Origin of the sequence: Promicromonospora sp. NPDC050262 (genome assembly GCF_040655935.1) — a bacterium.
Taxonomy (GTDB): domain Bacteria; phylum Actinomycetota; class Actinomycetes; order Actinomycetales; family Cellulomonadaceae; genus Promicromonospora.
In genome coordinates this window covers 156208-178908 of sequence record NZ_JBFAKX010000012.1, presented here as the reverse complement: position 1 = coordinate 178908, position 22701 = coordinate 156208, and the positions used below count along the sequence as shown (strand labels likewise).

Below are 22701 nucleotides of genomic sequence, written 5' to 3'. Positions count from 1 at the left end.
GTCTGAGGCGGCGCGGTCGTCGCGCTCGGGCTCTCTCGGCGAGGTCACACTACACGCGGAGATTAGGGGACCCTAACTCCGCCTGACGGCCGCGCCGGGCTCCCGGGCTCCCACGGCGGCCTCCGCGAGATGAAAGAATCTGGGGCGTGAACGAGCTTCCCTGGATCGAGATCATCTCCGCCGTCGTCGTCCTCGCGGGTGGTGGCGGCCTCGCCGGCGTCCTGGTCGCCCGACGGCGCAGGCGTACCCAGGACCAGGACGACGCCGCGCCGACGGCCGAGCCCACGACGGCGCCGTCCGCCACGGCGGAGCCGGCCACCGCCGAACCCGCGACGGAGCCTGAGGCGGCGGCACCGCAGGCCGCGCCCGTCCTGGAACGTCCCGCCCCGACCGCGGGCCGCCTGGTGCGGCTGCGCGACCGGCTCGCGCGGTCCGGCTCGCCGCTCGGCGCCCGGCTGCTCTCCGTCCTGTCCCGGGACTCGCTCACGGAGAACGACTGGGACGAGATCGAGGAGGAGCTGCTCCTCGCGGACGTCGGCGCCGGCCCCACCACGGAGCTGCTCGACGCGCTGCGGACCAAGGTCCGCGTGCTGGGCGTGCGGGAGCCGGCGGCGGTGCGCGACCTGCTGCGCTCCGAGCTCGTGACGCTCCTGCAGCCCGAGCTGGACCGCACGCTGCGCACCGAGCCGACCACCGCCGAGGACGGCACGCACCTGCCCGCGGTGACCCTCGTGGTGGGCGTGAACGGTACGGGCAAGACCACGACGGTCGGCAAGCTGGCCCGCGTGCTGGTGGCGGACGGCCGCAGCGTGGTGCTCGGCGCCGCCGACACGTTCCGCGCCGCCGCGGCGGACCAGCTCACCACCTGGGGCAACCGGGTGGGCGTGGAGACGGTGCGCTCGGACCGCGAGGGCGCCGACCCGGCGTCGGTGGCCTTCGAGGCGGTCGCACGCGGACGCGACGAGAAGACGGACGTCGTGCTCGTGGACACCGCGGGGCGCCTGCAGAACAAGGCCGGCCTCATGGACGAGCTCGGCAAGATCGTGCGCGTGGCCAGCAAGGTCGCCGCGCCGAGCGAGGTGCTGCTGGTGCTGGACGCGACCACCGGGCAGAACGGGCTCTCCCAGGCGCGGGTCTTCGCGGAGGTCGCCGGCGTGACCGGCATCGTCCTGACGAAGCTCGACGGGACCGCCAAGGGCGGCATCGTGGTCCAGGTGCAGCGGGAGCTCGGCGTGCCGGTCAAGCTCATCGGCCTGGGCGAGGGTCCGGACGACCTGGCGCCGTTCGACGTCGAGGAGTTCGTGGACGGGATCCTGGGCTGACCTCGGGTCAGGAATGCCCCCGGGAATGGCACGGCAATGGTCGCCGTCCACCATGTGAGAAGTACGTGTAAGCGCCAAGTTACAAGCGGATAGCCACGAAATAACCGGGCGATCACGGTTGGGTCGGAAAATTCGCCCAAGTGGGACTCGAAATAAGACGTTTACATGCTCCCCGCCTGCGTCACGCATCCGTAACCTCGATGCGGGCCCCGCGTAACGGTATCCCGCGACGGTTAGTCGCGGTGGGCCGAGTCACCAGGACCGGTCCGGGGAGAGAGGCATTTTCCGCGATGGAATTCGAGCTCGATACGGGCAACACCGCCTGGCTGATCACCGCCTCCTCGCTCGTGCTGCTGATGACGCCGGGCCTGGCGTTCTTCTACGGCGGCATGGTGCGGGGCAAGAGTGTCCTCAACATGATGATGATGAGCTTCGCCTCGATCGGCGTCGCCGGGCTCATCTGGGTCGTCTACGGCTACGGTCTGGCCTTCGGCCCCGACCTCGGCGGCTTCATCGGCAACCCGGCCGGTCTGATCGGCCTCACGGTGGACAACGCCGCGAGCCCCACGACCGCGATGGGCATCCCGGCCCTCGTGTTCGCCGGGTTCCAGGCCACGTTCGCCGTCATCACGGTGGCCCTCATCTCCGGCGCGATCGCCGACCGCGTCAAGTTCGGCACCTGGATCGTCTTCAGCGCCATCTGGGTCACCGTCGTCTACGCGCCGCTGGCCCACTGGGTCTGGGGTGGCGGCATGTTCGGCGCCGACGGCTGGCTCGCCTCGGCCCTCTCGCTGCCGATCGACTTCGCCGGTGGCACCGTCGTCCACATCAACGCGGGCGCCGCGGCCCTGGCCCTGGCCCTCGTGATCGGCAAGCGCAAGGGCTTCGGCACCGAGGCCATGCGTCCGCACAACCTGCCGTTCGTCATGCTCGGCGCCGGTCTCCTGTGGTTCGGCTGGTTCGGCTTCAACGCGGGCTCCGAGCTCGCCGCGGACGGCACCGCCGGTCGCGCCTGGGTCAACACGCTGGTCGCCACGGCCGTCGCGATGCTCGCCTGGATGACCACCGAGAAGTTCCGTGACGGCGCCGCCACCTCGCTGGGTGCCGCCTCCGGTGTCGTCGCCGGCCTGGTCGCGATCACCCCGGCCGCCGGCACGGTGGACTCGTGGGGCGCCATCGTCATCGGCCTCGTCGCCGGTGTCCTGTGCTCGCTCGCCGTGGGCCTCAAGTACAAGTTCGGCTACGACGACTCGCTCGACGTGGTCGGCGTGCACCTCGTCGGTGGCCTGGTCGGCACCATCCTGATCGGGTTCTTCGCCACGAACGGCCGCTACGACTCGTTCTACTTCGAGGGCTCGCTCAACGGCCTCTTCTACGGTGGCGGCGTCACGCAGCTGCTCACCCAGATCGTCGCCGCACTGGTGGCCGTGGTGTACAGCTTCGTGCTGACGTACATCATCGGGCTGGCACTCAAGGCGACCCTGGGCTGGCGCGTCTCCGAGGAGGCCGAGGTCAGCGGTATCGACCTGGCGGTCCACGGCGAGACGGCGTACGAGAACTCCGGCTCCACCATCACCGAGGTGCGCTGACCGTACTACGGTGCAGCAACCCGACTGCTTAGGAGGCAGCGCATGAAGCTTGTCACGGGTGTCATCCAGCCCCACCGCCTCGACGACGTGAAGACGGCGTTGGAGGGTGCGGGGGTGCGCGGTATGACCGTGAGCGAGGCCAGCGGTTACGGCCGACAGAAGGGTCACACCGAGGTCTACCGCGGTGCCGAGTACACCGTGGACCTGGTGCCGAAGGTCCGCATCGAGGTGCTCGTCACGGACGAGGACGTCGCGGCGGTGACCGACGCGATCGTCGGGGCGGCCCAGACCGGCAAGATCGGCGACGGCAAGGTGTGGGTCGTGCCGGTCGAGGACGTGGCCCGGGTGCGCACCGGCGAGCACGGCGACGCCGCGCTCTGATCCGGGAGTGCCTGACGACGCATGACAAGTGACCCGGTGCCCGAGGGCACCCGGGAGCAGGCGGAGGCCCCGCACCCCCCGGTCGGGGTGCGGGGCCTCCGCGATGAGCTCCTCTCCATCGCCACGGGCCTCACCGGTCCGGGCAGGTCCGGCCTGGCCCGGCGGTCCGCCGTCGGACAGCGGGTCACCGAACGCCTCGGCGACCTGTTCGCCGAGGCGACGAAGGACGTCGACCCAGCGGGCATCGCCCTGGCGGCCGTCGGCAGCCTGGGCCGGGGCGAGCTCGGCCCGCTCAGCGACCTCGACCTCGTGCTCGTGCACGACGGCCGCACCCACGGCCCCGACGAGCTGCGGCGCGTGGCCGAGAAGCTCTGGTACCCGCTGTGGGACTCGGGCGTGGACATCGACCACGCGGTGCGGTCCCTGAGCCAGTCCCGGCAGGTCGCGGCGAGCGACCTCCCGGCGGTGATCGGCTGGCTGAGCGTGCGCGCGGTGGCCGGCGACGCCGTGCTCGTGCACCGCGCGGCGTCGGCCGTGCTGACCGACTGGCGCGCCGCGGCGCGCCGCCGCCTGCCCGAGCTCATCTCGTCCACGCGCGACCGCGCACAGCGCGCGGGCGAGCTCGCCTACCTCATCGAACCGGACCTCAAGGAGGCCCGCGGCGGCATGCGGGACGCCGTGCTGCTCTCCGCGCTCGCCGCCACCTGGCTCACCGACCGCCCCCACGGGGCGGTGGACACCGCCTACACGCACCTGCTCGACGTGCGCGACACCCTCCAGGTGGTCACCCGGCGGCGCAGCAGCCGCCTCCTGCTGGCCGACCTCGAGGACGTCGCCGAACGCACCGGGTACGACGACGGCGACGAGCTGCTGGCCAGCCTCGCCGAGTCCGGCCGCGTGATCTCCTACGCGCTCGACACCACCATCCGCCACGCCCGCCAGGCGCTGTCCCGGCCCGTCGGCGTGGGCAAGCCGATCATGGTGCGCGGACGGCGCACGCCGCCCCGCCTGCGCTCCGTGGGCGACGGCCTGGTCGAGCACGACGGCGAGCTCGTGCTCGGCGTCGGCACCCGTCCGGCGTCGGACCCGCTGCTGCCCCTGCGCGCCGCGGCGACCGCCGCGCGGACCGGGCTCGTGCTCTCCCCGGTGACGATCCGGAGCCTGGAGAAGTCGCCGCCCCTGCCCGAACCCTGGCCCCCGGCCGCACGCGAGAGCCTGCTCGCGCTGCTCGCCGCCGGGCAGGCCCAGGTGCCGGTCTGGGAGGCGCTCGACCTCGCCGGGGTCGTCACCTCCTGGATCCCCGAGTGGGCCGACGTGCGCAACCGGCCCCAGCGCGCGGCGATCCACCGGCACACCGTGGACCGGCACCTCGTCGAGACGGCCGCCGTGGCGGCCCGCCTGCGACGTCGGCTGCCCGACCCCTCGACCGTCGCGGGGCAGCGCTCCGGCGACCTCCTGCTGCTGGCCGCGCTCCTGCACGACATCGGCAAGGTGCGCGGCGCGGCCGACCACTCGGTCGAGGGCGCCCGGCTGGTCCCGGGCATCCTGACCCGCGCGGGCTTCGCCCCCGACGTGGTCGACGACGTCACCCGGCTCGTGCGCCACCACCTCACGCTCGCCGACCTGGCCACCCGTGCCGACCCCGACGACCCCGCCACGCTGGCGACCCTGCTGGCGGCCGTCGACCACCGGCGGGACCTCCTCGACGTGCTGCGCTCGCTGACCGAGGCGGACACCACGTCCCTGGGGCCCAAGGCGTGGACGGGCTGGCGCTCGCAGCTCGTGGACGGGCTCACCGAACGGGCCCGGGCCCTGCTGCCCGGATGAACCCCTGGCGACAGGACTCCATTAGGCTGTGTCCGTGTTCAACTCCCTGTCCGACCGGCTTACCTCGACGTTCAAGAACCTGCGCACGCGGGGCCGTCTCTCCGAGGCGGACATCGACGCGACCGTGCGGGAGATCCGCCGCGCCCTGCTCGACGCGGACGTCGCGGTGCCCGTGGTGCGCGAGTTCACCGCGGCGGTGCGCGAGCGCGCGCTGTCGTCCGAGGTCTCCGGTGCGCTGAACCCCGCCCAGCAGGTCGTCAAGATCGTCAACGAGGAGCTCGTCGACATCCTCGGCGGGGCCACGCGCCCGCTGACGCTGGCCAAGACGCCGCCCACGGTGATCATGCTCGCGGGTCTGCAGGGTGCCGGTAAGACCACGCTGGCGGGCAAGCTCGCGCACGCGCTCAAGGGCCAGGGCCACACGCCCCTGCTGGTCGCCGCCGACCTGCAGCGCCCCAACGCGGTGACGCAGCTCTCCGTGGTGGCCGAGCGTGCCGGCGTGCCGGTGTTCGCGCCGCACCCGGGCAACACCTCCGAGGCCGACGACCCGGCGGCCGACGCGCCCCTGATCGGCGACCCGGTCGGCGTCGCGCGCGACGGTGTCGCGTACGCCAGGGAGCGCCAGCACGACGTCGTGATCGTGGACACCGCGGGCCGCCTCGGCATCGACGAGGTGCTGATGAAGCAGGCCGCGGACATCCGTGCAGCGGTCGACCCGGACGAGGTCCTGTTCGTCATCGACGCGATGATCGGCCAGGACGCGGTGAACACCGCCAAGGCCTTCGCCGACGGCGTCGACTTCACCGGTGTGGTGCTCTCGAAGCTGGACGGCGACGCCCGCGGTGGTGCCGCCCTCTCGGTCGCCAAGGTGACCGGCCGGCCCATCATGTTCGCGTCCACCGGCGAGAAGCTGACGGACTTCGAGGTCTTCCACCCCGACCGGATGGCGAGCCGCATCCTCGACATGGGTGACGTGCTCACCCTGATCGAGCAGGCGGAGAAGACGTTCGACGCCGAGCAGGCCGAGAAGATGGCGGGCAAGCTCGCCAGCGGCCAGGACTTCACGCTCGCGGACTTCCTGGTGCAGATGCAGCAGCTGAAGAACATGGGCTCGATGAAGAAGATGCTCGGCATGCTGCCGGGCATGGCCCAGATGCGCGACCAGCTCGACCAGTTCGACGAGCGTGAGGTGGGTCGCATCGAGGCGATCATCCACTCGATGACGCCGGCGGAGCGCGACAACCCGAAGATCATCAACGGCTCGCGCCGCGCCCGCATCGCCAAGGGCGCCGGCACCACGACCACGGCCATCAACCAGCTCCTGGAGCGGTTCGACAACGCCCAGAAGATGATGCGCCAGATGGCCAAGGGCGGCGGCATGGGGCCGGGCGGGATGCCCGCCATGCCCGGCGGCCCCGGCATGGGCATGGGCAAGAAGTCGCGGGGCAAGACCCAGCCGCCCAAGAAGGGCAAGAAGGGCAAGTCCGGGAACCCGGCCAAGCGCGCCCAGCAGGAGAAGGACGCCATGCAGCGCGCCCTGGGCGGAGGCCCGGCCGCCAAGCCGGCCGCACCCGCCGGGTCGGCCTTCGGGGTGGGCCCGAAGCCGAGCGACGAGGCGCCGGACCTGAACAACATCGAGCTGCCGCCGGGCCTGGAGAAGTTCCTGGGCCGGTGAGACGGAGCGGTCCGGCCGGTGGCCGGACCGCGGTGCCGGCTGCTGGCGCCGGCAGGGGGTTGAGGGCTGAGGCCGGCGACGACGCCGGGGCGGGCAGGGTGCCCGAGGCGTGGCAGGGGACAGGTCCACAGGGTGACGGGGAGAGCGAAGGAGCCGCATGTCTGCGCTGGAAGGTCCGACCGCGGCGATCCGTGGGCGCATCCTGCTCGGTGACGACCGTGAGGCCGAGGAGCTGTGGGTCCGCGGCGGCCGCGTCAGCCTGACCCGGCCGTCGGCGCAGGGCACCAACATGCGGGTGCTGGAGGGCTGGGCGCTGCCCGGCCTGGTCGACGTGCACTGCCACATCGGGCTCGCGGCCGAGGGCGCCGTGTCCCCGGAGGAGGCCGAGAAGCAGGCGGTGGCGGACCGCGACTCCGGCGTGCTGCTGATCCGCGACGCCGGCTCGCCGCTGGACACCGCGTGGGTGCACCAGCGCGGCGACCTGCCCCACCTGCTGCGGGCGGGCATGCACCTGGCGCGACCCAAGCGCTATCTGCGCGACTACGGGCTGGAGCTGGAGTCGCCGGAGCTGCTCCCGGACGAGGTGCGCACGCAGGCCCGGCGCGGCGACGGCTGGGTCAAGCTCGTGGGGGACTGGATCGACCGCACGCTCGGGGCCGACGGCGACCTGCGGCCCCTGTGGCCCGACGACGTGCTGCGCCAGGCCGTCGCCGTGGCGCACGCCGAGGCGGCCCGGGTGACCGTGCACGCCTTCGGGGAAGAGACGATCGACGGCCTGCTGGCGGCCGGGGTGGACTGCATCGAGCACGGCACCGGCATGACGGCCGAGCACATGGCGGTGGCGGCCGAGCGGGGTGTCGCGGTCACGCCCACGCTGCTGCAGATCGGGCAGTTCGAGAGCATCGCGGCGCAGGCCGACGGCAAGTACCCGGTCTACGCGGAGCGGATGCGGGCCATGTACGCGCGCCGGTACCAGCAGGTCCGCGACCTGCACGAGGCCGGCGTACAGCTCCTGGTCGGCACCGACGCGGGCGGGACCATCTCGCACGGCCGCATCGCCGACGAGTGCGCCGAGCTGGTCGCGGCGGGCATCCCCGCGGCGGAGGTCGTGGCGATGGCGTCCTGGCGCGCCCGCGACTACCTGGGCTTCGGGGCCGTGGTGGAGGGGTCCAGCGCGGACCTCGTGGTCTACCCGGCGGACCCGCGCGAGGACATCGAGGTGCTCCGGCACCCCACCGCCGTCGTGCTGCGGGGCACGGTCTACCCGACCGCTCGCTGACCGCGGCCGTGTGACGCACCCGTGGTTGGTGGGGCCGCGCGCCGTCTGGCACAATATCCACGTACTCGGCGTGCCCGGACCCCTCTCACCTGGTCAGGCCGTGTCCCGGTCCCACACACTGCTTCACCCCACGTCGCGGTGCTCGGACCATCCCATCAGAACCAGGAGAGACCACTTCGTGGCTGTCAAGATTCGTCTCAAGCGCCTCGGCAAGATCCGGGCCCCGTACTACCGTGTCGTCATCGCCGACTCGCGCACCAAGCGCGACGGCCGCGTGATCGAGGAGATCGGCAAGTACCACCCGACCGAGGAGCCGTCGCTCATCGAGATCAAGTCGGAGCGCGCGCAGTACTGGCTCGGTGTCGGCGCGCAGCCGACCGAGCAGGTCGCCGCTCTGCTCAAGGTGACCGGTGACTGGCAGAAGTTCAAGGGCCTGCCGGGCGCCGAGGGCACCCTGCGCGTCAAGGGCGAGAAGGCCGACGCCTCCTCCGCCATCGAGGCCGTGAACGCTGACGCCGAGAAGGCCAAGGCCAAGGCCGCCGAGAAGGCTGCTGCTGCTGCCGCCGCCGAGGCTCCGGCTGCGCCGGCCGAGGGCGACGAGGCCTGATGCTCTCGGAGGCCCTCGAGCACCTGGTGCGCGGCATCGTGGACAACCCGGACGACGTCCGCGTGTCCGCGAAGACGCTCCGCCGTGGTGACCTGCTCGAGGTCCGCGTGCACCCCGACGACCTCGGCCGAGTCATCGGTCGCGGTGGTCGCACGGCGCGCGCCCTGCGCACCGTGATCGGTGCGCTCGCCACCGAGGGCCCGGTGCGGGTCGACGTCGTGGACGTCGACCGGCGCTGAACCTTCAGCACCCAGCACGACGACGAGGCCCGGTCCGAACGCGGACCGGGCCTCGCTCTTTCATTCTTCGAGGAGAGACATGCAGCTGACCGTGGCTCGCGTCGGCAAGGCGCACGGGCTCAAGGGCGAGGTGGCCCTCGACCTGCGCACGGACGATCCGGAGACCCGGCTCGCGATCGGCGAGCGGCTCGAGACCGTCCCGGCCGACGCCGGGCCGCTCACCGTGACGCGGGCGCGCGAGCACCAGGGGCGGTGGCTGGTCACGTTCGCCGAGGTCGCCGACCGGAACGCGGCGGAGGAGCTGCGCGGCACCGAGCTCGTCGTCGAGGCGGACGTCTCCGACGAGCAGGACGCCTGGTACCCGCACGAGCTCGCGGGCCTGCGGGTCGAGCTCGCCGACGGCACGGTGGTCGGCAAGGTGATCACGCTGGAGTACCAGCCGGCCCACGAGGCGCTGCTCATCGAGGAGTCGCTGCCCGACGGCGGCACGGCCCGCACGCTGGTGCCGTTCGTCCTGGCCATCGTGCCGGTGGTCGACGTCGCGGGCGGCCGCGTGGTGCTCACCCCGCCCGGCGGGCTGCTGGCCCGCGACGCGGACGCCGCCGTCGTCGACCGTGCCGACGATGTCGACGTCGTCGAGCGTGAGGACGACTGACGTGCGCGTCGACGTCGTCTCGATCTTCCCGGACTACCTGTCCGTGCTGGACCTGTCGCTCGTGGGCAAGGCGCGCCAGCGCGGCCTGCTGGACCTGCGCGTGCACGACCTGCGCGACTGGACCACCGACCGGCACCGCACCGTCGACGACACGCCGTTCGGCGGGGGAGCGGGCATGGTCATGCGCCCGGACGTGTGGGGTCAGGCGATCGACGACGTCCTGGGCGCCGGCACGGCGGGCGCGCACCTGATCGTGCCCACGCCGTCGGGCGAGGTGTTCACCCAGCGGCACGCCGAGGACCTCGCGACGGCCGAGCAGCTCGTGTTCGCGTGCGGGCGCTACGAGGGCATCGACGCGCGCGTGGCCGAGCACTACCGGTCCGCCGGCGTGACCGTGCACGAGCTGTCGATCGGCGACTACGTGCTCAACGGCGGCGAGGTCGCCTCGCTGGTGATGATCGAGGCCGTGGCCCGGCTGATCCCCGGCATGGTCGGCAACCCGGACTCGCTGGTCGAGGAGTCGCACGGGGCCGCCGGGCTGCTGGAGTACCCGGTGTACACGAAGCCGCCGTCGTGGGCGGACCTCGAGATCCCCGAGGTGCTGCTGTCGGGGCACCACGCGAAGATCGAGCGCTGGCGCCGGGACCAGGCGCTGGAGCGGACGGCGGCGCGGCGGCCGGACATGATCGCCGCCCTGGACGTGGCGGGCCTGGACAAGCACGACCTGAAGCTGCTCGCGGAGCTGGGCTGGGTGCCGGGGCCGGACGGCGACGGGTTGGTGCGGGGCTGAACCCGGGGGCGTGACGTCACACCTGCTCGGGCACCGTTCGGCGGCTCCGTATGGCAGAATGAGCCGTTGGTGCGTCGCCGGTCAGGTCTCTGCCACAGGGGACGACCGGGGCGGGCAACCGCCCCCGACCGGGTCAAGCCGCACCGCCATCCACACCCTTTCGGGACCCTGACGGCCGTCCGGCCGGGGCGGGGCCCACGAGATTCGCGCCTGACCTGTGGCAGGCCCGGAGAGAACGATGCAGAAGCTCGACAACATCGGCGCAGCCTCGCTGCGGTCCGACATCCCGGCCTTCCGTGCCGGTGACACCGTCAAGGTCAACGTCAAGGTCGTCGAGGGCAACCGCTCCCGCGTCCAGGCGTTCCAGGGCGTCGTCATCTCCCGCCACGGCGGCGGCATCGGCGAGACGTTCGCGGTCCGCAAGGTCAGCTTCGGTGTGGGCGTGGAGCGCAAGTTCCCGCTGCACGCGCCGACCATCGAGTCCGTCGAGGTCGTCACCCGCGGTGACGTCCGCCGCGCCAAGCTGTACTACCTGCGCGAGCTGCGCGGCAAGAAGGCGAAGATCCGCGAGAAGCGCGAGAACTGAGCGCTCCGGCGCTCCACTGACACCGGCCGTCGTCCTCCTGTTCCGAGGACGGCGGCCGGTGTCGTATCAGGTCCGGTCTGTGCGGATATCCGTCGGGCTTGATGTTCGCCCGCCCGACCATTTCGCCGGGGGTGCTCCAAGGTGACAGAGTTAGGCTCGTGACGAGTTTCGACCGGGTGGCACCGCCCACCCCTATCGATGGGACGCCCTTGAGCGCAGAGGATCCGTGGGGAAACAGCGGGGCGCATCGTCAGGGTGGGGCCGCGCACGGTCGTGAGCCGCGCCGGCAGCAGTCGGGCGTCCTCGCGATGCTCCGAGAGGTCGGGATCATCGTCGTCAGCGCGCTGGTGCTGTCGTGGCTGATCAAGACGCTGCTGGTGCAGCCGTTCTACATCCCGAGCGCGTCCATGGAGGACACGCTGACCGAGGGGGACCGGGTGATGGCGTCGCGGCTGACGCCTGGCCCGTTCGACCTGGAGCACGGGGACATCGTCGTCTTCGTGGACCCGGGCGACTGGCTGCCGCCGTACGTGCCGCCGGAGCGCGGACCGGTCGGTGATGCGGCCGTGTCGTTCCTGACCACGGTCGGCCTGCTGCCGCAGGACACCGGCGACCACCTCATCAAGCGCCTGATCGGCCTGCCCGGCGACAAGGTGGTCTGCTGCGACGCCGAGGGCCGGGTGTCGGTGAACGGCACCCCGATCGACGAGACGTACATCAAGCCGGGATCGATCCCCAGCCAGGACCCGTTCGAGGTCACCGTGCCTGACGACATGCTCTGGGTCATGGGCGACAACCGGCAGAACTCGCAGGACTCGCGCTACAACCGCGGCAAGCCGGGCGGCGGGTTCGTGCCGATCGACAACGTGGTGGGCACGGCGTTCGCGACCGTCTGGCCGCTGGACCGCCTGAACTGGCACAGCAACCCGAGCGACGTCTTCAGCGGCGTCCCGGACGCGCCTCCCGCGGAGAAGTAGGCGGTGCGCAAGGTGCCCACGCTGCGGCAGGAGAGGGCGCTCCTTGCCTCGGGCGCCCGCCTCGTCGCGGGTATGGACGAGGTGGGACGCGGAGCCCTCGCGGGTCCCGTCAGCGTGGGCGTCGTCGTGGTCGACGCCGCGACGCGCACCGGTCCCAAGGGTGTCGCCGACTCGAAGCTGCTCACGCCCGGCGCGCGCGAGGCCATCGCGCCCGCCGTGCGGCGCTGGGCCGTCGCGTGGGGTGTGGGGCACGCGGGCCCGGCCGAGATCGACGAGCACGGGATCATCGCCGCGCTCCGGATGGCGGGCCGGCGCGCGCTGGCCCAGGTGCGCCAGGTGTGCGGCGACGTCGACGTCGTCGTGCTGGACGGCAAGCACAACTGGCTCTCCACGCCCGCGCTCGACCTGTTCGCCGCGGCGGACGCCCCCGAGGACGACGTGCCGGAGCCCGCCGTGCGGACGCTGATCAAGGCCGACATGAGCTGCACGTCCGTGGCGGCGGCGAGCGTGCTGGCCAAGGTGGAGCGCGACGCGATCCTCGTCGAGCTGGCGCAGCGGCACCCGGAGTACGCGTGGGACCAGAACAAGGGCTACAGCGCGAAGGCCCACATGGACGCCCTCGGGCTGCACGGGCCGACGCCACACCACCGCAGATCCTGGAACCTGCCCGGAACTGCGGCGTCGGTGGGATGATGTCGCTGTGAGCGCTGAAGACCTCGAGAACTACGAGACGGAGATGGAGCTAGCGCTCTATCGCGAGTACCGCGACGTGGTGGGCCTGTTCGCCTATGTGGTGGAGACCGAACGCCGGTTCTACCTCGCCAACCAGGTGGACCTGCAGGTGCGGTCCGCGGCGGGCGAGGTGTACTTCGAGCTGAGGCTCGGCGACGCCTGGGTGTGGGACGTCTACCGCTCTGCGCGGTTCGTGAAGTCGGTGCGCGTGGTGACGTTCAAGGACGTGAACGTCGAGGAGCTGGCCAAGGCCGAGCTCGCGCTCTGACGCTTCCCGCGGAGATTCCCGTGGGGTGGCACAGACCCTCGTGACGAGGTTCCAGCGGTTCGAGCGCGACGCCGACCCTGTGGATCATCGATCCGTGCACAGGTGACCCCGCGGACGCCGTCGGACGGCCCCTGCGTGACCAAGGCTGGTCACGGAGGTGGACGCGATGGCGAAGAAGGACGGCGTGGGCCGGTACGGCGAGCGGGTCGCGGTGCGGCACGTGGAGGCGCGCGGCTGGCAGGTGCTCGACACCAACTGGCGCGGCACGGAGGGCGAGCTCGACATCGTCGCGCTCGACGGCGACGTGCTCGTGGTGGTGGAGGTCAAGACCAGGTCGGGCCTGGGGTACGGGCATCCGGCGGAGGCGGTCACGCCACGCAAGCTGACCCGGATCAAGCGGCTGACGGGGCAGTGGCTCACCGTCTTCCGGGAACGGCTCGCCGATGACCGCCTCGCCGCGGCGCGGCTGCAGGAGGAGGCGACACCGGGCAGTCCGGTGCCGGTGCTGCCCGATGTGCGTACCCGCTTCGGCTCGATCCGCATCGACGTGGTCGCGGTGACGCTGCAGCGGCAGGGGCCTGCCGTCGTCGAGCACCTCGAGTCGGTGGCGTGATGGGGATCGCGACCACGCGGGCGGTGTCGCTCGTCGGGATGCGGGGGCACGTGGTGGAGGTGCAGGCGCACCTGGCGGCGTCCGTCCCGGGATTCACGCTGGTGGGGCTGCCCGACACCGCGCTGAGCGAGTCCCGCGACCGGGTGCGGGCCGCGGTGACGTCCACGGGGCTGCCGTGGCCGGTCAAGAAGATCACCGTGAACCTGTCGCCCGCGTCGCTGCGCAAGCAGGGCAGCGCGTACGACCTGGCGATCGCGGTGGCGATCCTCGCCGGCACCGACGGGCCGACGTCCCCGGGGATGCGCCGGCCCGGCCTGGACCGTGTGGTGCACCTGGGCGAGCTCGGCCTCGACGGGCGCATCCAGCCGGTCCGCGGGGTGCTGCCGACCGTCGCCGCGGCCGTGGACGCGGGCTATCCGGACGTCGTGGTGGCGGCCGGCGACGCCGACGAGGCGCGGCTGGTCCCGGGGGCCCGGGTCGTCGGTGCCGCGAGTCTGGCCGAGGTGGTGGCGCTGCACGGCGGCCCGCCGGAGCTGGTGCGCGAGGTCGTCGCGGTGCGGCCGGTCCGCTCGGCGCTCTCGGCGCGGCTGCCCGGCGACCTGGCCGACGTCGTGGGGCAGGAGCGGCCGCGCAGGGCGCTGGAGGTCGCGGCCGCCGGCGGGCACCACCTGCTGCTCGTCGGACCGCCGGGTGCCGGCAAGACGATGCTGGCCTCCCGGCTGCCGGGCATCCTGCCCGACCTGACCGACCGCGAGGCCGTCGAGGTCACCGCGGTGCACTCCGTGGCCGGCACGTTCGACCCGGGCAGGGGTCTGATCCGCCGGCCCCCGTACGAGGACCCGCACCACACCGCGACCCAGGCGGCGGTGGTGGGCGGCGGGTCCGGCATCCCGCGACCGGGGGCCGTCTCGCTGGCGCACCGCGGGATCCTGTTCCTGGACGAGGCCCCCGAGTTCGGCGGCCGGGTGCTGGAGACGCTCCGGCAGCCGCTGGAGCAGGGCGAGCTGGTGATCCACCGGTCGGGCGGCTCGGCGCGCTACCCGGCGCGGTTCCAGCTCGTCCTGGCCGCCAACCCGTGCCCCTGCGGGCTGGCCATCGGCAAGGGCTTGGACTGCTCGTGCTCGCCGACCACACGGCGCCGCTACTTCGCACGGCTCTCCGGGCCGCTGCTGGACCGGGTGGACGTGCAGGTCGAGGTGCAGCCGGTGGACCGGGTCGAGCGCGTGGAGGGCACGTCCGAGCCGACGTCCGTCGTGGCCGCCCGGGTGCTCGCCGCGCGGCAGGCCGCCCGCGCCCGGCTGGCCGACACACCCTGGTCCACCAACGCCGAGATGCCGGGGCGGTTCCTGCGTGACCTGCTCCGGCCACATCCCGGTCTGCTCACGCCGATCGAGCGGGCGATGACCGACGGGAAGCTGAGCCTGCGCGGGGTGGACCGGGTCCTACGGATCGCCTGGACCATTGCCGACCTCGCCGGGCGGGACACGCCCACCGTGTCCGACGTCGGGAACGCGCTGCTGCTGCGCACGGGAGGCGACCGTGGCTGAGCCACTCTTCGAGCAGCCCCGTGCGCGGCTCCGGTTCGACCCGGCGGACCCGGTGCTGGCGCGGGCCGCGTGGAGCCGCATCGCCGAGCCGGGAGACCCGGTGGCGGGCGCGCTGGTGGAGCACCTCGGCCCCGCGGACGCGCTCGACTGGCTGCTCGACGCCGCCCGGGCGCCCGACCGGGCCGGCGCCGTCCTCCGGCGGATCGGCGGGATGCCGGTTGCGGTCCAGGGTCCGGGTGGTCGCGCCGATGCCCCCGGCCACGTGCTCGGGGCGGTCGCCGAAGGGCCGGACACGTCCGGGACGCGCGCCGCCGGGCTGGTCGTCGCCGCCGTGCGGCGCTGGGCACCGCGGCTCGAGCGGCTCGATCCCGAGGGCGAGCTCGTCGTGCTCGACCGGTACGGCGGCACCTTCCTGACGCCGGACCACCCGGGCTGGCCCACGTCGTTCGCAGGGCTCGGCTCCACCGCACCGCTGGCGCTCTGGGTGCGGGGTGATCCCGACCTGGCCGGGCTGGCGGCGCGCTCCGTGTCGCTGGTGGGCTCGCGTGCCTGCACCGGTTACGGCGTCCGCGTGACGCGGGACCTGGCCTGCGGGCTGGCCGACCGCGGGTTCACCGTGGTCTCCGGCGGCGCCCACGGGATCGACGCGGAGGCGCACCGAGGAGCCCTGGTCTCCGGGGCACGGACGGTGGCCTTTCTCGCGGGCGGGGTCGATCGGCTCTACCCCGCGAGCAACACCGACCTGCTGCGGCGGACCGCCGCGCAGGGCGCCGTGGTGAGCGAGGTGCCGCCGGGCTCCGTGCCGGGCAAGCAGCGGTTCCTCAAGCGCAACCGCCTGATCGCCGCGTTCACGGCGGGGACGGTGGTGGTCGAGGCGGCCCTGCGCTCCGGCGCGCTGTCCACGGCCAACCACGCCGTGTCGCTGCTGCGTCCGCTCGGGGCGGTGCCGGGGCCGGTCACGTCCATGGCCTCCAGCGGCTGCCACGAGCTGCTGCGCCGCGGCGCGGCCGTCTGCGTCACGGACGCCGCCGAGGCCGCCGAGCTCGTCGGGGACCTCGGCGAGACCGCGCCGCGACGGCAGGGCGAGACGCGGCCGGGCGACGACCTCGACGCGGCGGGCAAGGCGGTGCTGGACGCCCTGCCGGTGCGCAAGCCGGCCCACGAGCGGTCGATCGCCCGCACCGCCGGGCTCGCGCTCGCCGACACGACCGGGGCGCTCGGGCTGCTGGAGCTGATGGGGCTGGCCGAGCAGCGGGACGGAGGCTGGCGCAGGCGGTGACCCAGGTGCGTCGGACTGCCTGCGGGGCCGCCTGGCCGGGCCGCCTGGCCGGGCCGGCGGCCCCAGCGACTCCGGGCGGCCAGTCAGGCGGTCGGGTTGAGCAGGAGCTTGCCGACGGTGCCCCGTGAGCGCAGGGCCTCGTGCGCGCCGCGGGCGTCGGACAGCGGGTGCTCGCCGCCCGCGACGGCGCGGATCTCGCCGCTCCGGGCGAGATCGAACAGCTCGGACAACGCTCGGGCGTAGAGGTTGCCGGGCAGCCGGAAGACGTGCGGCAGCCACATGCCCGCGACCGTGCTGCTGTGGCCGAGCAGGTTGCGCAGCTCGACGGGCCTGGGCTGCTCCCGGCCCGCCATGCCGTAGAAGACGAGCCGGCCGAAGGGCGCGAGCGCTGCCAGGCTCTGGTCGGTCGTGGTGCCGCCGACCATGTCGAGCACGATGTCGACGCGCCCTCCGTTGGCGTCGAGCAGCGCCGTCCTCATGTCGTCCGCGCGGGAGTCGACGGCGACGTCCGCGCCGAGGCCGAGGGTCAGCATGCGCTTGTCGGTCGTGCTCGCCGTGGCGATGATCCGGCCGGCGCCCCAGGCCCTGGCCAGCTGCACGGCGATCGTGCCGACGCCGCCCGCGGCCGCGTGCACCACCACGGACTCGCCCGGTTCGAGGTGTGCGCTCTTGCGCAGCAGGATCCAGGCGGTCGTGCCCTGCACCAGCATGGACAGCGCGGTGAGGTCGTCGACGTCGTCGGGCACGGGAAAGGTCATGGCGGCGTCGGCCACGGCCCGTTCGGCGTACCCGCCCCCGCCGGTCAGCAGTGCGGCGACCCGCCGTCCGTCCGGCGTGTGCCCGACGACCTCGCTCCCGGGGACGAACGGCAGCGTGGTCGGCGTCTGGTAGGAGTTCTCGACCTGGTGCGTGTCGGCGTAGTTGATGCCGATGCGCGACACCTCGATCAGCACCTGCCCCGGCCCCGCGGTCGGCTCCGGCACCTCGACGGTCCTGAGCATCTCGGGGCCACCGAACTCGGTCACCTGTACGGCACGCATCATCGCGGTCCTCCTGCACTCGTCCGGCTGCACTGTCCGACCGGCCAGTGTGGCAGAGCGACCCGAGGCGGCGACACACCGGGCGACGCACCCGGGCCGCGCAACGGCGGCGCGCCTGCTTCACCCCGTGGCGGTCCGGCTGCACACTGGCAAACGTGGACCTTACCGACCTGTCCGGCTTGCCTCGGCTGCCCGAGCAGTTGTCCGACGCCGTGTCCCGCTTCGCCAGCTACCTCCACGCGCAGCGCGGGCACTCCGCCCACACGCGGCGTGCCTACGTGGCGGACGTGACCGACCTGCTGCGGTACGCGATGCGGCACGGGAGCACGAGCCTCGACGAGATCGACCTGACGCTGCTGCGTGGGTGGCTCGCGTCCCAGTCCGACCGCGGGCTCGCGCGCTCCACGCTCGCCCGCCGCGGCGCCTCGGCCCGGGCGTTCCTGCGTTGGGCGCACCGCGCCGGTCTGGTGCCGGTCGACCCCTCGGCGCGGCTCGCGAGCCCCAAGGTGCCGCGCACGCTGCCCACGGTGCTCGACGTGGACGCGGCCGGCCGCCTGTTGGACGGCGCCAGGGCCGCCGCGGACGAGGCCGACGAGGCCTCCCGGCCGGCGGCCCTGCGGTCGTGGGTCGCCGCGGAGCTGCTGTACGGCGCGGGGATCCGCGTGGGCGAGCTGGTGTCGGTCGACGTGGGACACGTGGACGCGCGGGACCGGCTCGTGCGGGTGCTCGGCAAGGGCGGCAAGGAGCGGGTCGTCCCGTTCGGCATCCCGGCCGCGCGGTCCGTCGACGCCTGGCTGACCGACGGCCGGCCCGCGTTCATGACCGCCGCCACCGGCGACGCCTTCCTCGTGGGGGAGCGCGGCGGACGCTGGGGCCAGCGTCAGGTGCGCGAGGCCGTGCACCGGCTCGCCGCCCAGGCCGGCGTCGACGACGTCGCCCCGCACGCGCTGCGCCACTCCGCCGCGACGCACCTGCTGCAGGGCGGCTCCGACCTGCGTGCCGTGCAGGAGGTACTGGGTCACGCCAACCTCGCGACCACCCAGCGCTACACCCACGTGGACGCGGAGCGGCTGCGCAGTGTCTACGCCCAGGCGTTCCCGCGCGCCTGAGCCAGGGTCAACGCTCCGGGAGCAGGACGATCGGCGGGCGGTCCAGCAGGGACAGCGGATCGATGTAGCGCTCGCCCCGCCGTACGCCCCAGTGCACGCAGGACCGGGGCGCGCAGTGGTTCGGCGTCGCGCCCGGCTCGTCCGTGCCCTGGCTCCCCTCGACGACGCCGATCGCCGTCCCCGCAGCGACCGCGGTGCCGACCGGCACGGAGGCGGCCACGGGCTCCAGGCTGCTGCGCAGGCCGTCCGGGTGGGTAACCACCACGACCCCGCGTCGCGCGACCTGTCCCGCGAACGTCACCACACCCGGGCCGGGGGAGACCACCTGCGCACCGGGCGGCGCGGTCAGGTCGACGCCGCGATGCCCCGCGCCCCACTTCTCGGCGGGCGGGTCGAACAGGCGCTCCACGCCGGACGGCGGGTCCACGCCCGCGACGGGCGGCACGTAGCCGGTCCTGGGGTCCGCCGCACCGCGGTCCGACGCACCAGGAGCGAGCCGGTGATCGAGACCCACCCGGACCGCGATGTCCGGCCCGGAGCGCAGGGCGGCGGCCGGCGGGGGCGGCACCAGGGCGGCGAGCGCGACGGCGAGCAGCATGGACAGGAGCGCGGCGGTCGTCCGCCGGTGGGCCGCACGATGGGGAGCGCGAGGAGTCGTCATGCCCCGAGCATCACGCCGCGATCCCGTCGCCGTCGGCGTCGAGCGGTCCGCCTGTGCACGAACCCGTCCCGGACCCTCCTGTGGTCGCGCTCGTTCCCTGCTGCCACCGTCGCGAGGGTCTCCCGGGCGCGCTCACGAGCTGCGGAGAACGGCCCGGACGAGCCCTCACGCGGGGGCGTGCGACGTCACAGCCGGGGCGCTTCGTGCGGGTCCTCGCCGCGGGGGCCGGTCGGGTAGACTTCAACCCGCGACCGGCATGTGCTGCCCGTCCGGCAGACGTCCAGCTCCGCTGACTGCTTGCCTGGCAGGGAGAACACCTGGTCGACATCGCGCGTCACATCGAGTCGCGTCCGGCAGTGGTCCGCCCCTCGGGGGCGGCGTCGGGCACGACGTGGCGCCAGGGGCACCGTCAGGAGAGGGTGCCGCCAACCGAACCGTGGCCCGGGCCGTCAGTCCTGGTGCCACCTGAAATGCGTGCGGAACCCCGGGTCGATCCCGGACCGCACCGAAAGGACGTGTCATGGCCGTCGTGTCCATGCGCCAGCTCCTCGAGAGCGGTGTCCACTTCGGACACCAGACCCGCCGTTGGAACCCGAAGATGAAGCGCTTCATCTTCACGGAGCGCAACGGCATCTACATCGTCGACCTGCAGCAGTCGCTGCACTTCATCGACAGCGCCTACGACTTCGTCAAGGAGACGGTCGCCCACGGCGGCTCCATCCTCTTCGTCGGCACCAAGAAGCAGGCCCAGGAGCCGGTGGCCGAGCAGGCCGCCCGCGTCGGGATGCCCTACGTGAACCACCGCTGGCTCGGCGGCATGCTCACGAACTTCACCACCGTGCACAAGCGTCTCCAGCGCCTCAAGGAGCTCGAGGAGATCGACTTCGACGACGTGGCCGCCTCGGGCCTCACGAAGAAGGAGCTCCTGGTGCTGCGCCGCGAGAAGGACAAGCTCGCACGCACCCTCGGCGGCATCCGTGACATGGCCAAGGTTCCCTCGGCCGTCTGGATCGTCGACACCAACAAGGAGCACCTCGCGGTGGACGAGGCCCGCAAGCTGGGCATCCCCGTCGTGGCGATCCTCGACACCAACTGCGACCCCGACATGGTCGACTACGCCATCCCGGGCAACGACGACGCGATCCGTTCCGTCACGCTGCTCACCCGCGTGATCGCGGACGCCGCCGCCGAGGGCCTCATGCAGCGCCACTCGGGTGGCAGCAAGACCGGTGCCGAGACCGAGCCCGCCGCTGAGCCGCTGGCCGAGTGGGAGCGCGAGCTCCTGGCCGGTGACACCACCGAGGGCACGGTCGAGTCCCCGGCCGCGACCGCCGAGGGCACCGTCGAGGAGGCGGCCGCCGAGGCCGCTGCCGCCGCCACCCCGGCCGCTCCCGCCGAGGTCGTGGAGGCCGCCGAGGCCGCCGAGGCTGCTCCGGCCGCCGCACCCGAGGCCGACACCGAGAAGTGACGCGTCGCGCTGACCGGGTCGACCTCGTGTCGGCCCGGTCGGCGCACCGTTCCTCGGGTCGCACGACCTCCCACGAACAACACGACTGCACGGAGGACCAGAACAATGGCGAACTACACCGCCGCTGACATCAAGGCGCTGCGTGAGCGGACCGGCGCCGGCATGCTCGACGTCAAGAAGGCCCTGGACGCGGCCGACGGCGACGCCGAGAAGGCCATCGAGATCATCCGGACCAAGGGCCTGGCCCGCGCCGCCAAGCGCGAGGGCAACGCCACGTCCGAGGGTCTCGTCGCCGTCAAGGTCGAGGACACCGCGGCCGGCCAGGTCGCCACCATGATCGAGCTGAACGCCGAGACGGACTTCGTCGTCAAGAACGAGAAGTTCATCTCGCTGGCCGAGGCCGTCCTGGAGGCCACCGCGGCCGCCGGTGCCGCCGACGAGGTCGCGGCTGCCGCCGCCCCCGCCGGTGAGGGCACCGTCGCCGAGCTCATCGCCGCACAGGGCGCCACGCTGGGCGAGAAGCTCGTCCTGCGCCGCGTCGCGCGCGTCGAGGGCCCGAAGGTCACGACCTACTTGCACAAGACGGCCAAGGACCTGCCGCCGTCGATCGGTGTCCTCGTCGTCACCGACGAGGCGGGCGAGGCCGTCGCCAAGGACATCGCGCAGCACGTCGCCGCGATGGCCCCGAAGTACCTCACGCGTGAGGACGTCCCGGCGGACGTCGTCGAGAAGGAGCGCGAGATCGCTCTGGAGACCTCGAAGAACGAGGGCAAGCCGGAGGCGGCGCTGCCCAAGATCGTCGAGGGTCGCCTGAACGGCTTCTTCAAGGAGGTCGTCCTGATCGACCAGCCGCTGGCGAAGGACCCGAAGACCACGGTCGGCAAGCACGTCGCCTCGGTGAACGGTGCCCTGACCGCGTTCGTGCGTTTCCGCGTCGGTTCCTGACGCAGCTCGTTCGGCCCGGTCCGCGCTTCGGCGCGGGCCGGGCCGACGCATACGCGGCCGGCTGCGTCCGACGGACGGCGCCGGCTCGCACGCCACGCTCCACCAGGAGCGGGGCACGGCTTCGATACTTTTGGTGTGGGGTAGAGCGGGGCGGGCTCCACTTCGCACCAGGGGTCTCGAGGTCGGCCCGGAGGCCTCTGCGTGGCGCAGAGGTGCGTCGCCCGCGAGTCGGGCGCAGTATTCCGGGAGGGCGGTGTCCCGGCAGTGACGATCGAAGGGTGACTGACCAGTGAGTGACGAGGCGACCCAGAACTTCGCGGTGGACGAGGAGGGCAAGCCGGCCCGGCGTGTGCTCCTGAAGCTGTCGGGTGAGGCGTTCGGCGGCGGGAGCGTGGGGCTGGACGCCGACGTCGTCCGCCGCATCGCGAAGGAGATCGGTGTGGCCGTGCGCGACGGCGTACAGGTGGCGATCGTCGTCGGCGGCGGGAACTTCTTCCGCGGCGCCGAGCTGAGCGTGGCCGGCATGGACCGCGCCCGCGCGGACTACATGGGCATGCTCGGCACGGTCATGAACTGCCTCGCCCTGCAGGACTTCCTGGAGCAGGCCGGCGTCAAGACGCGCGTGCAGACCGCCATCACGATGGGCCAGGTCGCCGAGCCGTACATCCCCCTGCGCGCGATCCGGCACCTGGAGAAGGGCCGCGTGGTCATCTTCGGTGCGGGCGCGGGCATGCCGTACTTCTCGACCGACACCGTGGCGGTGCAGCGTGCCCTGGAGACGGGCTGCGAGCAGGTCGTCATGGGCAAGAACGGGGTCGACGGCGTGTACGACTCCGACCCGCGCCGCAACCCGGACGCGAAGAAGCTGGACCACCTGACCTACACCGACGCCCTCGTGAACAGGCTCGGCGTCATGGACGACACGGCGCTGGCGATGTGCCGCGACAACGACGTCCAGATGCGGGTCTTCGGCATGGAGGGCGAGGGCAACGTCACCCGCGCGCTGGCCGGCGAGCCCATCGGCACGCTGATCACGACGCGCTGAACCGTGCGGCCCGGGCTGGCCGGGTAACGCGCGAACCTTTCGGTAGCCGGGCAAAGTGTCCGTAGAG

23 protein-coding genes are annotated in these 22701 nt (G+C 73.0%); 21 read left to right on the top strand and 2 right to left on the bottom strand.

Annotation, left to right across the window (positions count from 1 at the left end):
* Window positions 1-146: 146 nt before the first annotated feature.
* The 17 genes from ftsY (at window position 147) to dprA (ending at window position 16366) form a co-directional block, all read left to right on the top strand.
* Window positions 147-1322 (top strand): signal recognition particle-docking protein FtsY, encoded by a 1176-nt coding sequence (ftsY, locus tag AB0I29_RS18845; protein WP_357484257.1) that lies wholly within the window; start codon window positions 147-149, stop codon window positions 1320-1322.
* A 290-nt stretch (window positions 1323-1612) separates the two neighbouring features.
* Window positions 1613-2911 carry an ammonium transporter gene (locus AB0I29_RS18840; RefSeq protein WP_357484254.1) on the top strand — a complete coding sequence of 433 codons (1299 nt, stop codon included), beginning with the start codon at window positions 1613-1615 and terminating at the stop codon, window positions 2909-2911.
* A 42-nt stretch (window positions 2912-2953) separates the two neighbouring features.
* Window positions 2954-3292, top strand: coding sequence for a P-II family nitrogen regulator (locus tag AB0I29_RS18835; RefSeq protein ID WP_357484250.1), 339 nt, complete (start codon window positions 2954-2956; stop codon window positions 3290-3292).
* Window positions 3293-3313: 21 nt separating this feature from the next.
* Window positions 3314-5119, top strand: a complete 1806-nt coding sequence (locus AB0I29_RS18830) for an HD domain-containing protein (RefSeq protein ID WP_285105136.1) — start codon at window positions 3314-3316, stop codon at window positions 5117-5119.
* Window positions 5120-5153: 34 nt separating this feature from the next.
* Window positions 5154-6794 carry a signal recognition particle protein gene (gene ffh / locus AB0I29_RS18825; protein WP_285105135.1) on the top strand — a complete coding sequence of 547 codons (1641 nt, stop codon included), beginning with the start codon at window positions 5154-5156 and terminating at the stop codon, window positions 6792-6794.
* Window positions 6795-6951: 157 nt separating this feature from the next.
* A complete protein-coding gene (locus AB0I29_RS18820) occupies window positions 6952-8073 on the top strand; it encodes an amidohydrolase family protein (protein WP_285105132.1) in 1122 nt (373 codons plus the stop codon).
* A 178-nt stretch (window positions 8074-8251) separates the two neighbouring features.
* Window positions 8252-8680: a 30S ribosomal protein S16 gene (rpsP, locus tag AB0I29_RS18815; RefSeq protein ID WP_357484244.1), complete on the top strand. Its 429-nt coding sequence runs from the start codon at window positions 8252-8254 to the stop codon at window positions 8678-8680.
* Window positions 8680-8919: an RNA-binding protein gene (locus AB0I29_RS18810; RefSeq protein WP_020016864.1), complete on the top strand. Its 240-nt coding sequence runs from the start codon at window positions 8680-8682 to the stop codon at window positions 8917-8919. The genes rpsP and AB0I29_RS18810 overlap by 1 nt, the downstream gene beginning before the upstream one ends.
* A 79-nt stretch (window positions 8920-8998) precedes the next feature.
* Window positions 8999-9574, top strand: coding sequence for a ribosome maturation factor RimM (gene rimM, locus AB0I29_RS18805; protein ID WP_357484239.1), 576 nt, complete (start codon window positions 8999-9001; stop codon window positions 9572-9574).
* Window position 9575: 1 nt separating this feature from the next.
* Window positions 9576-10364, top strand: coding sequence for a tRNA (guanosine(37)-N1)-methyltransferase TrmD (gene trmD, locus AB0I29_RS18800; protein ID WP_357484300.1), 789 nt, complete (start codon window positions 9576-9578; stop codon window positions 10362-10364).
* 238 nt (window positions 10365-10602) lie between these two features.
* A complete protein-coding gene (rplS, locus tag AB0I29_RS18795; protein ID WP_020016861.1) occupies window positions 10603-10950 on the top strand; it encodes a 50S ribosomal protein L19 in 348 nt (115 codons plus the stop codon).
* Window positions 10951-11258: 308 nt separating this feature from the next.
* Window positions 11259-11927 (top strand): signal peptidase I, encoded by a 669-nt coding sequence (gene lepB, locus AB0I29_RS18790; RefSeq protein WP_357484235.1) that lies wholly within the window; start codon window positions 11259-11261, stop codon window positions 11925-11927.
* A gap of 3 nt (window positions 11928-11930) precedes the next feature.
* Window positions 11931-12620, top strand: a complete 690-nt coding sequence (locus tag AB0I29_RS18785) for a ribonuclease HII (protein ID WP_285105123.1) — start codon at window positions 11931-11933, stop codon at window positions 12618-12620.
* A 7-nt stretch (window positions 12621-12627) separates the two neighbouring features.
* On the top strand, window positions 12628-12927 hold the full coding sequence (locus AB0I29_RS18780) for a DUF2469 domain-containing protein (RefSeq protein WP_020016858.1): 300 nt from the start codon (window positions 12628-12630) through the stop codon (window positions 12925-12927).
* A 166-nt stretch (window positions 12928-13093) separates the two neighbouring features.
* On the top strand, window positions 13094-13540 hold the full coding sequence (locus AB0I29_RS18775; protein WP_357484230.1) for a YraN family protein: 447 nt from the start codon (window positions 13094-13096) through the stop codon (window positions 13538-13540).
* Window positions 13540-15087 carry a YifB family Mg chelatase-like AAA ATPase gene (locus AB0I29_RS18770; protein ID WP_357484228.1) on the top strand — a complete coding sequence of 516 codons (1548 nt, stop codon included), beginning with the start codon at window positions 13540-13542 and terminating at the stop codon, window positions 15085-15087. Before AB0I29_RS18775 ends, AB0I29_RS18770 begins: the two co-directional genes overlap by 1 nt.
* Window positions 15080-16366: a DNA-processing protein DprA gene (dprA, locus tag AB0I29_RS18765; protein ID WP_357484225.1), complete on the top strand. Its 1287-nt coding sequence runs from the start codon at window positions 15080-15082 to the stop codon at window positions 16364-16366. The genes AB0I29_RS18770 and dprA overlap by 8 nt, the downstream gene beginning before the upstream one ends.
* Window positions 16367-16449: 83 nt before the next feature.
* Here dprA and AB0I29_RS18760 read toward each other — a convergent pair whose 3' ends face one another.
* Window positions 16450-17409, bottom strand: coding sequence for an NADPH:quinone oxidoreductase family protein (locus tag AB0I29_RS18760; protein ID WP_357484222.1), 960 nt, complete (start codon window positions 17407-17409; stop codon window positions 16450-16452).
* A 152-nt stretch (window positions 17410-17561) separates the two neighbouring features.
* On the opposite strand from AB0I29_RS18760, the gene AB0I29_RS18755 reads away from it, so the two are divergent.
* Window positions 17562-18515, top strand: a complete 954-nt coding sequence (locus tag AB0I29_RS18755) for a tyrosine recombinase XerC (protein WP_357484219.1) — start codon at window positions 17562-17564, stop codon at window positions 18513-18515.
* Window positions 18516-18522: 7 nt separating this feature from the next.
* Here AB0I29_RS18755 and AB0I29_RS18750 read toward each other — a convergent pair whose 3' ends face one another.
* The gene (locus AB0I29_RS18750) at window positions 18523-19176 is read right to left on the bottom strand and encodes a M23 family metallopeptidase (protein WP_357484216.1); all 654 of its coding nucleotides are present in this window, start codon (window positions 19174-19176) and stop codon (window positions 18523-18525) included.
* A gap of 520 nt (window positions 19177-19696) precedes the next feature.
* Between AB0I29_RS18750 and rpsB the strand changes: the two genes are divergently transcribed.
* The 3 genes from rpsB to pyrH all read left to right on the top strand — a co-directional run bounded on the left by rpsB (window position 19697) and on the right by pyrH (window position 22634).
* Window positions 19697-20644: a 30S ribosomal protein S2 gene (rpsB, locus tag AB0I29_RS18745; RefSeq protein ID WP_357484213.1), complete on the top strand. Its 948-nt coding sequence runs from the start codon at window positions 19697-19699 to the stop codon at window positions 20642-20644.
* A 105-nt stretch (window positions 20645-20749) separates the two neighbouring features.
* Window positions 20750-21589 carry a translation elongation factor Ts gene (gene tsf / locus AB0I29_RS18740; protein WP_285105101.1) on the top strand — a complete coding sequence of 280 codons (840 nt, stop codon included), beginning with the start codon at window positions 20750-20752 and terminating at the stop codon, window positions 21587-21589.
* 289 nt (window positions 21590-21878) lie between these two features.
* Window positions 21879-22634 carry a UMP kinase gene (pyrH, locus tag AB0I29_RS18735; RefSeq protein WP_182614512.1) on the top strand — a complete coding sequence of 252 codons (756 nt, stop codon included), beginning with the start codon at window positions 21879-21881 and terminating at the stop codon, window positions 22632-22634.
* The last annotated feature ends 67 nt before the right edge of the window (window positions 22635-22701 follow it).

Excerpts from the sequence above, each read along its gene's own strand:
- AB0I29_RS18840 (WP_357484254.1), top strand. The coding sequence starts at position 1,613 with ATGGAATTCGAGCTCGATACGGGCAACACCGCCTGGCTGATCACCGCC.
- AB0I29_RS18835 (WP_357484250.1), top strand. The coding sequence starts at position 2,954 with ATGAAGCTTGTCACGGGTGTCATCCAGCCCCACCGCCTCGACGACGTG.
- AB0I29_RS18830 (WP_285105136.1), top strand. The coding sequence starts at position 3,314 with ATGACAAGTGACCCGGTGCCCGAGGGCACCCGGGAGCAGGCGGAGGCC.
- AB0I29_RS18820 (WP_285105132.1), top strand. The coding sequence starts at position 6,952 with ATGTCTGCGCTGGAAGGTCCGACCGCGGCGATCCGTGGGCGCATCCTG.
- AB0I29_RS18810 (WP_020016864.1), top strand. The coding sequence starts at position 8,680 with ATGCTCTCGGAGGCCCTCGAGCACCTGGTGCGCGGCATCGTGGACAAC.
- rimM (WP_357484239.1), top strand. The coding sequence starts at position 8,999 with ATGCAGCTGACCGTGGCTCGCGTCGGCAAGGCGCACGGGCTCAAGGGC.
- rplS (WP_020016861.1), top strand. The coding sequence starts at position 10,603 with ATGCAGAAGCTCGACAACATCGGCGCAGCCTCGCTGCGGTCCGACATC.
- lepB (WP_357484235.1), top strand. The coding sequence starts at position 11,259 with ATGCTCCGAGAGGTCGGGATCATCGTCGTCAGCGCGCTGGTGCTGTCG.
- AB0I29_RS18775 (WP_357484230.1), top strand. The coding sequence starts at position 13,094 with ATGGCGAAGAAGGACGGCGTGGGCCGGTACGGCGAGCGGGTCGCGGTG.
- AB0I29_RS18770 (WP_357484228.1), top strand. The coding sequence starts at position 13,540 with ATGGGGATCGCGACCACGCGGGCGGTGTCGCTCGTCGGGATGCGGGGG.
- AB0I29_RS18760 (WP_357484222.1), bottom strand. The coding sequence starts at position 17,409 with ATGATGCGTGCCGTACAGGTGACCGAGTTCGGTGGCCCCGAGATGCTC.
- AB0I29_RS18750 (WP_357484216.1), bottom strand. The coding sequence starts at position 19,176 with ATGACGACTCCTCGCGCTCCCCATCGTGCGGCCCACCGGCGGACGACC.
- rpsB (WP_357484213.1), top strand. The coding sequence starts at position 19,697 with ATGGCCGTCGTGTCCATGCGCCAGCTCCTCGAGAGCGGTGTCCACTTC.
- tsf (WP_285105101.1), top strand. The coding sequence starts at position 20,750 with ATGGCGAACTACACCGCCGCTGACATCAAGGCGCTGCGTGAGCGGACC.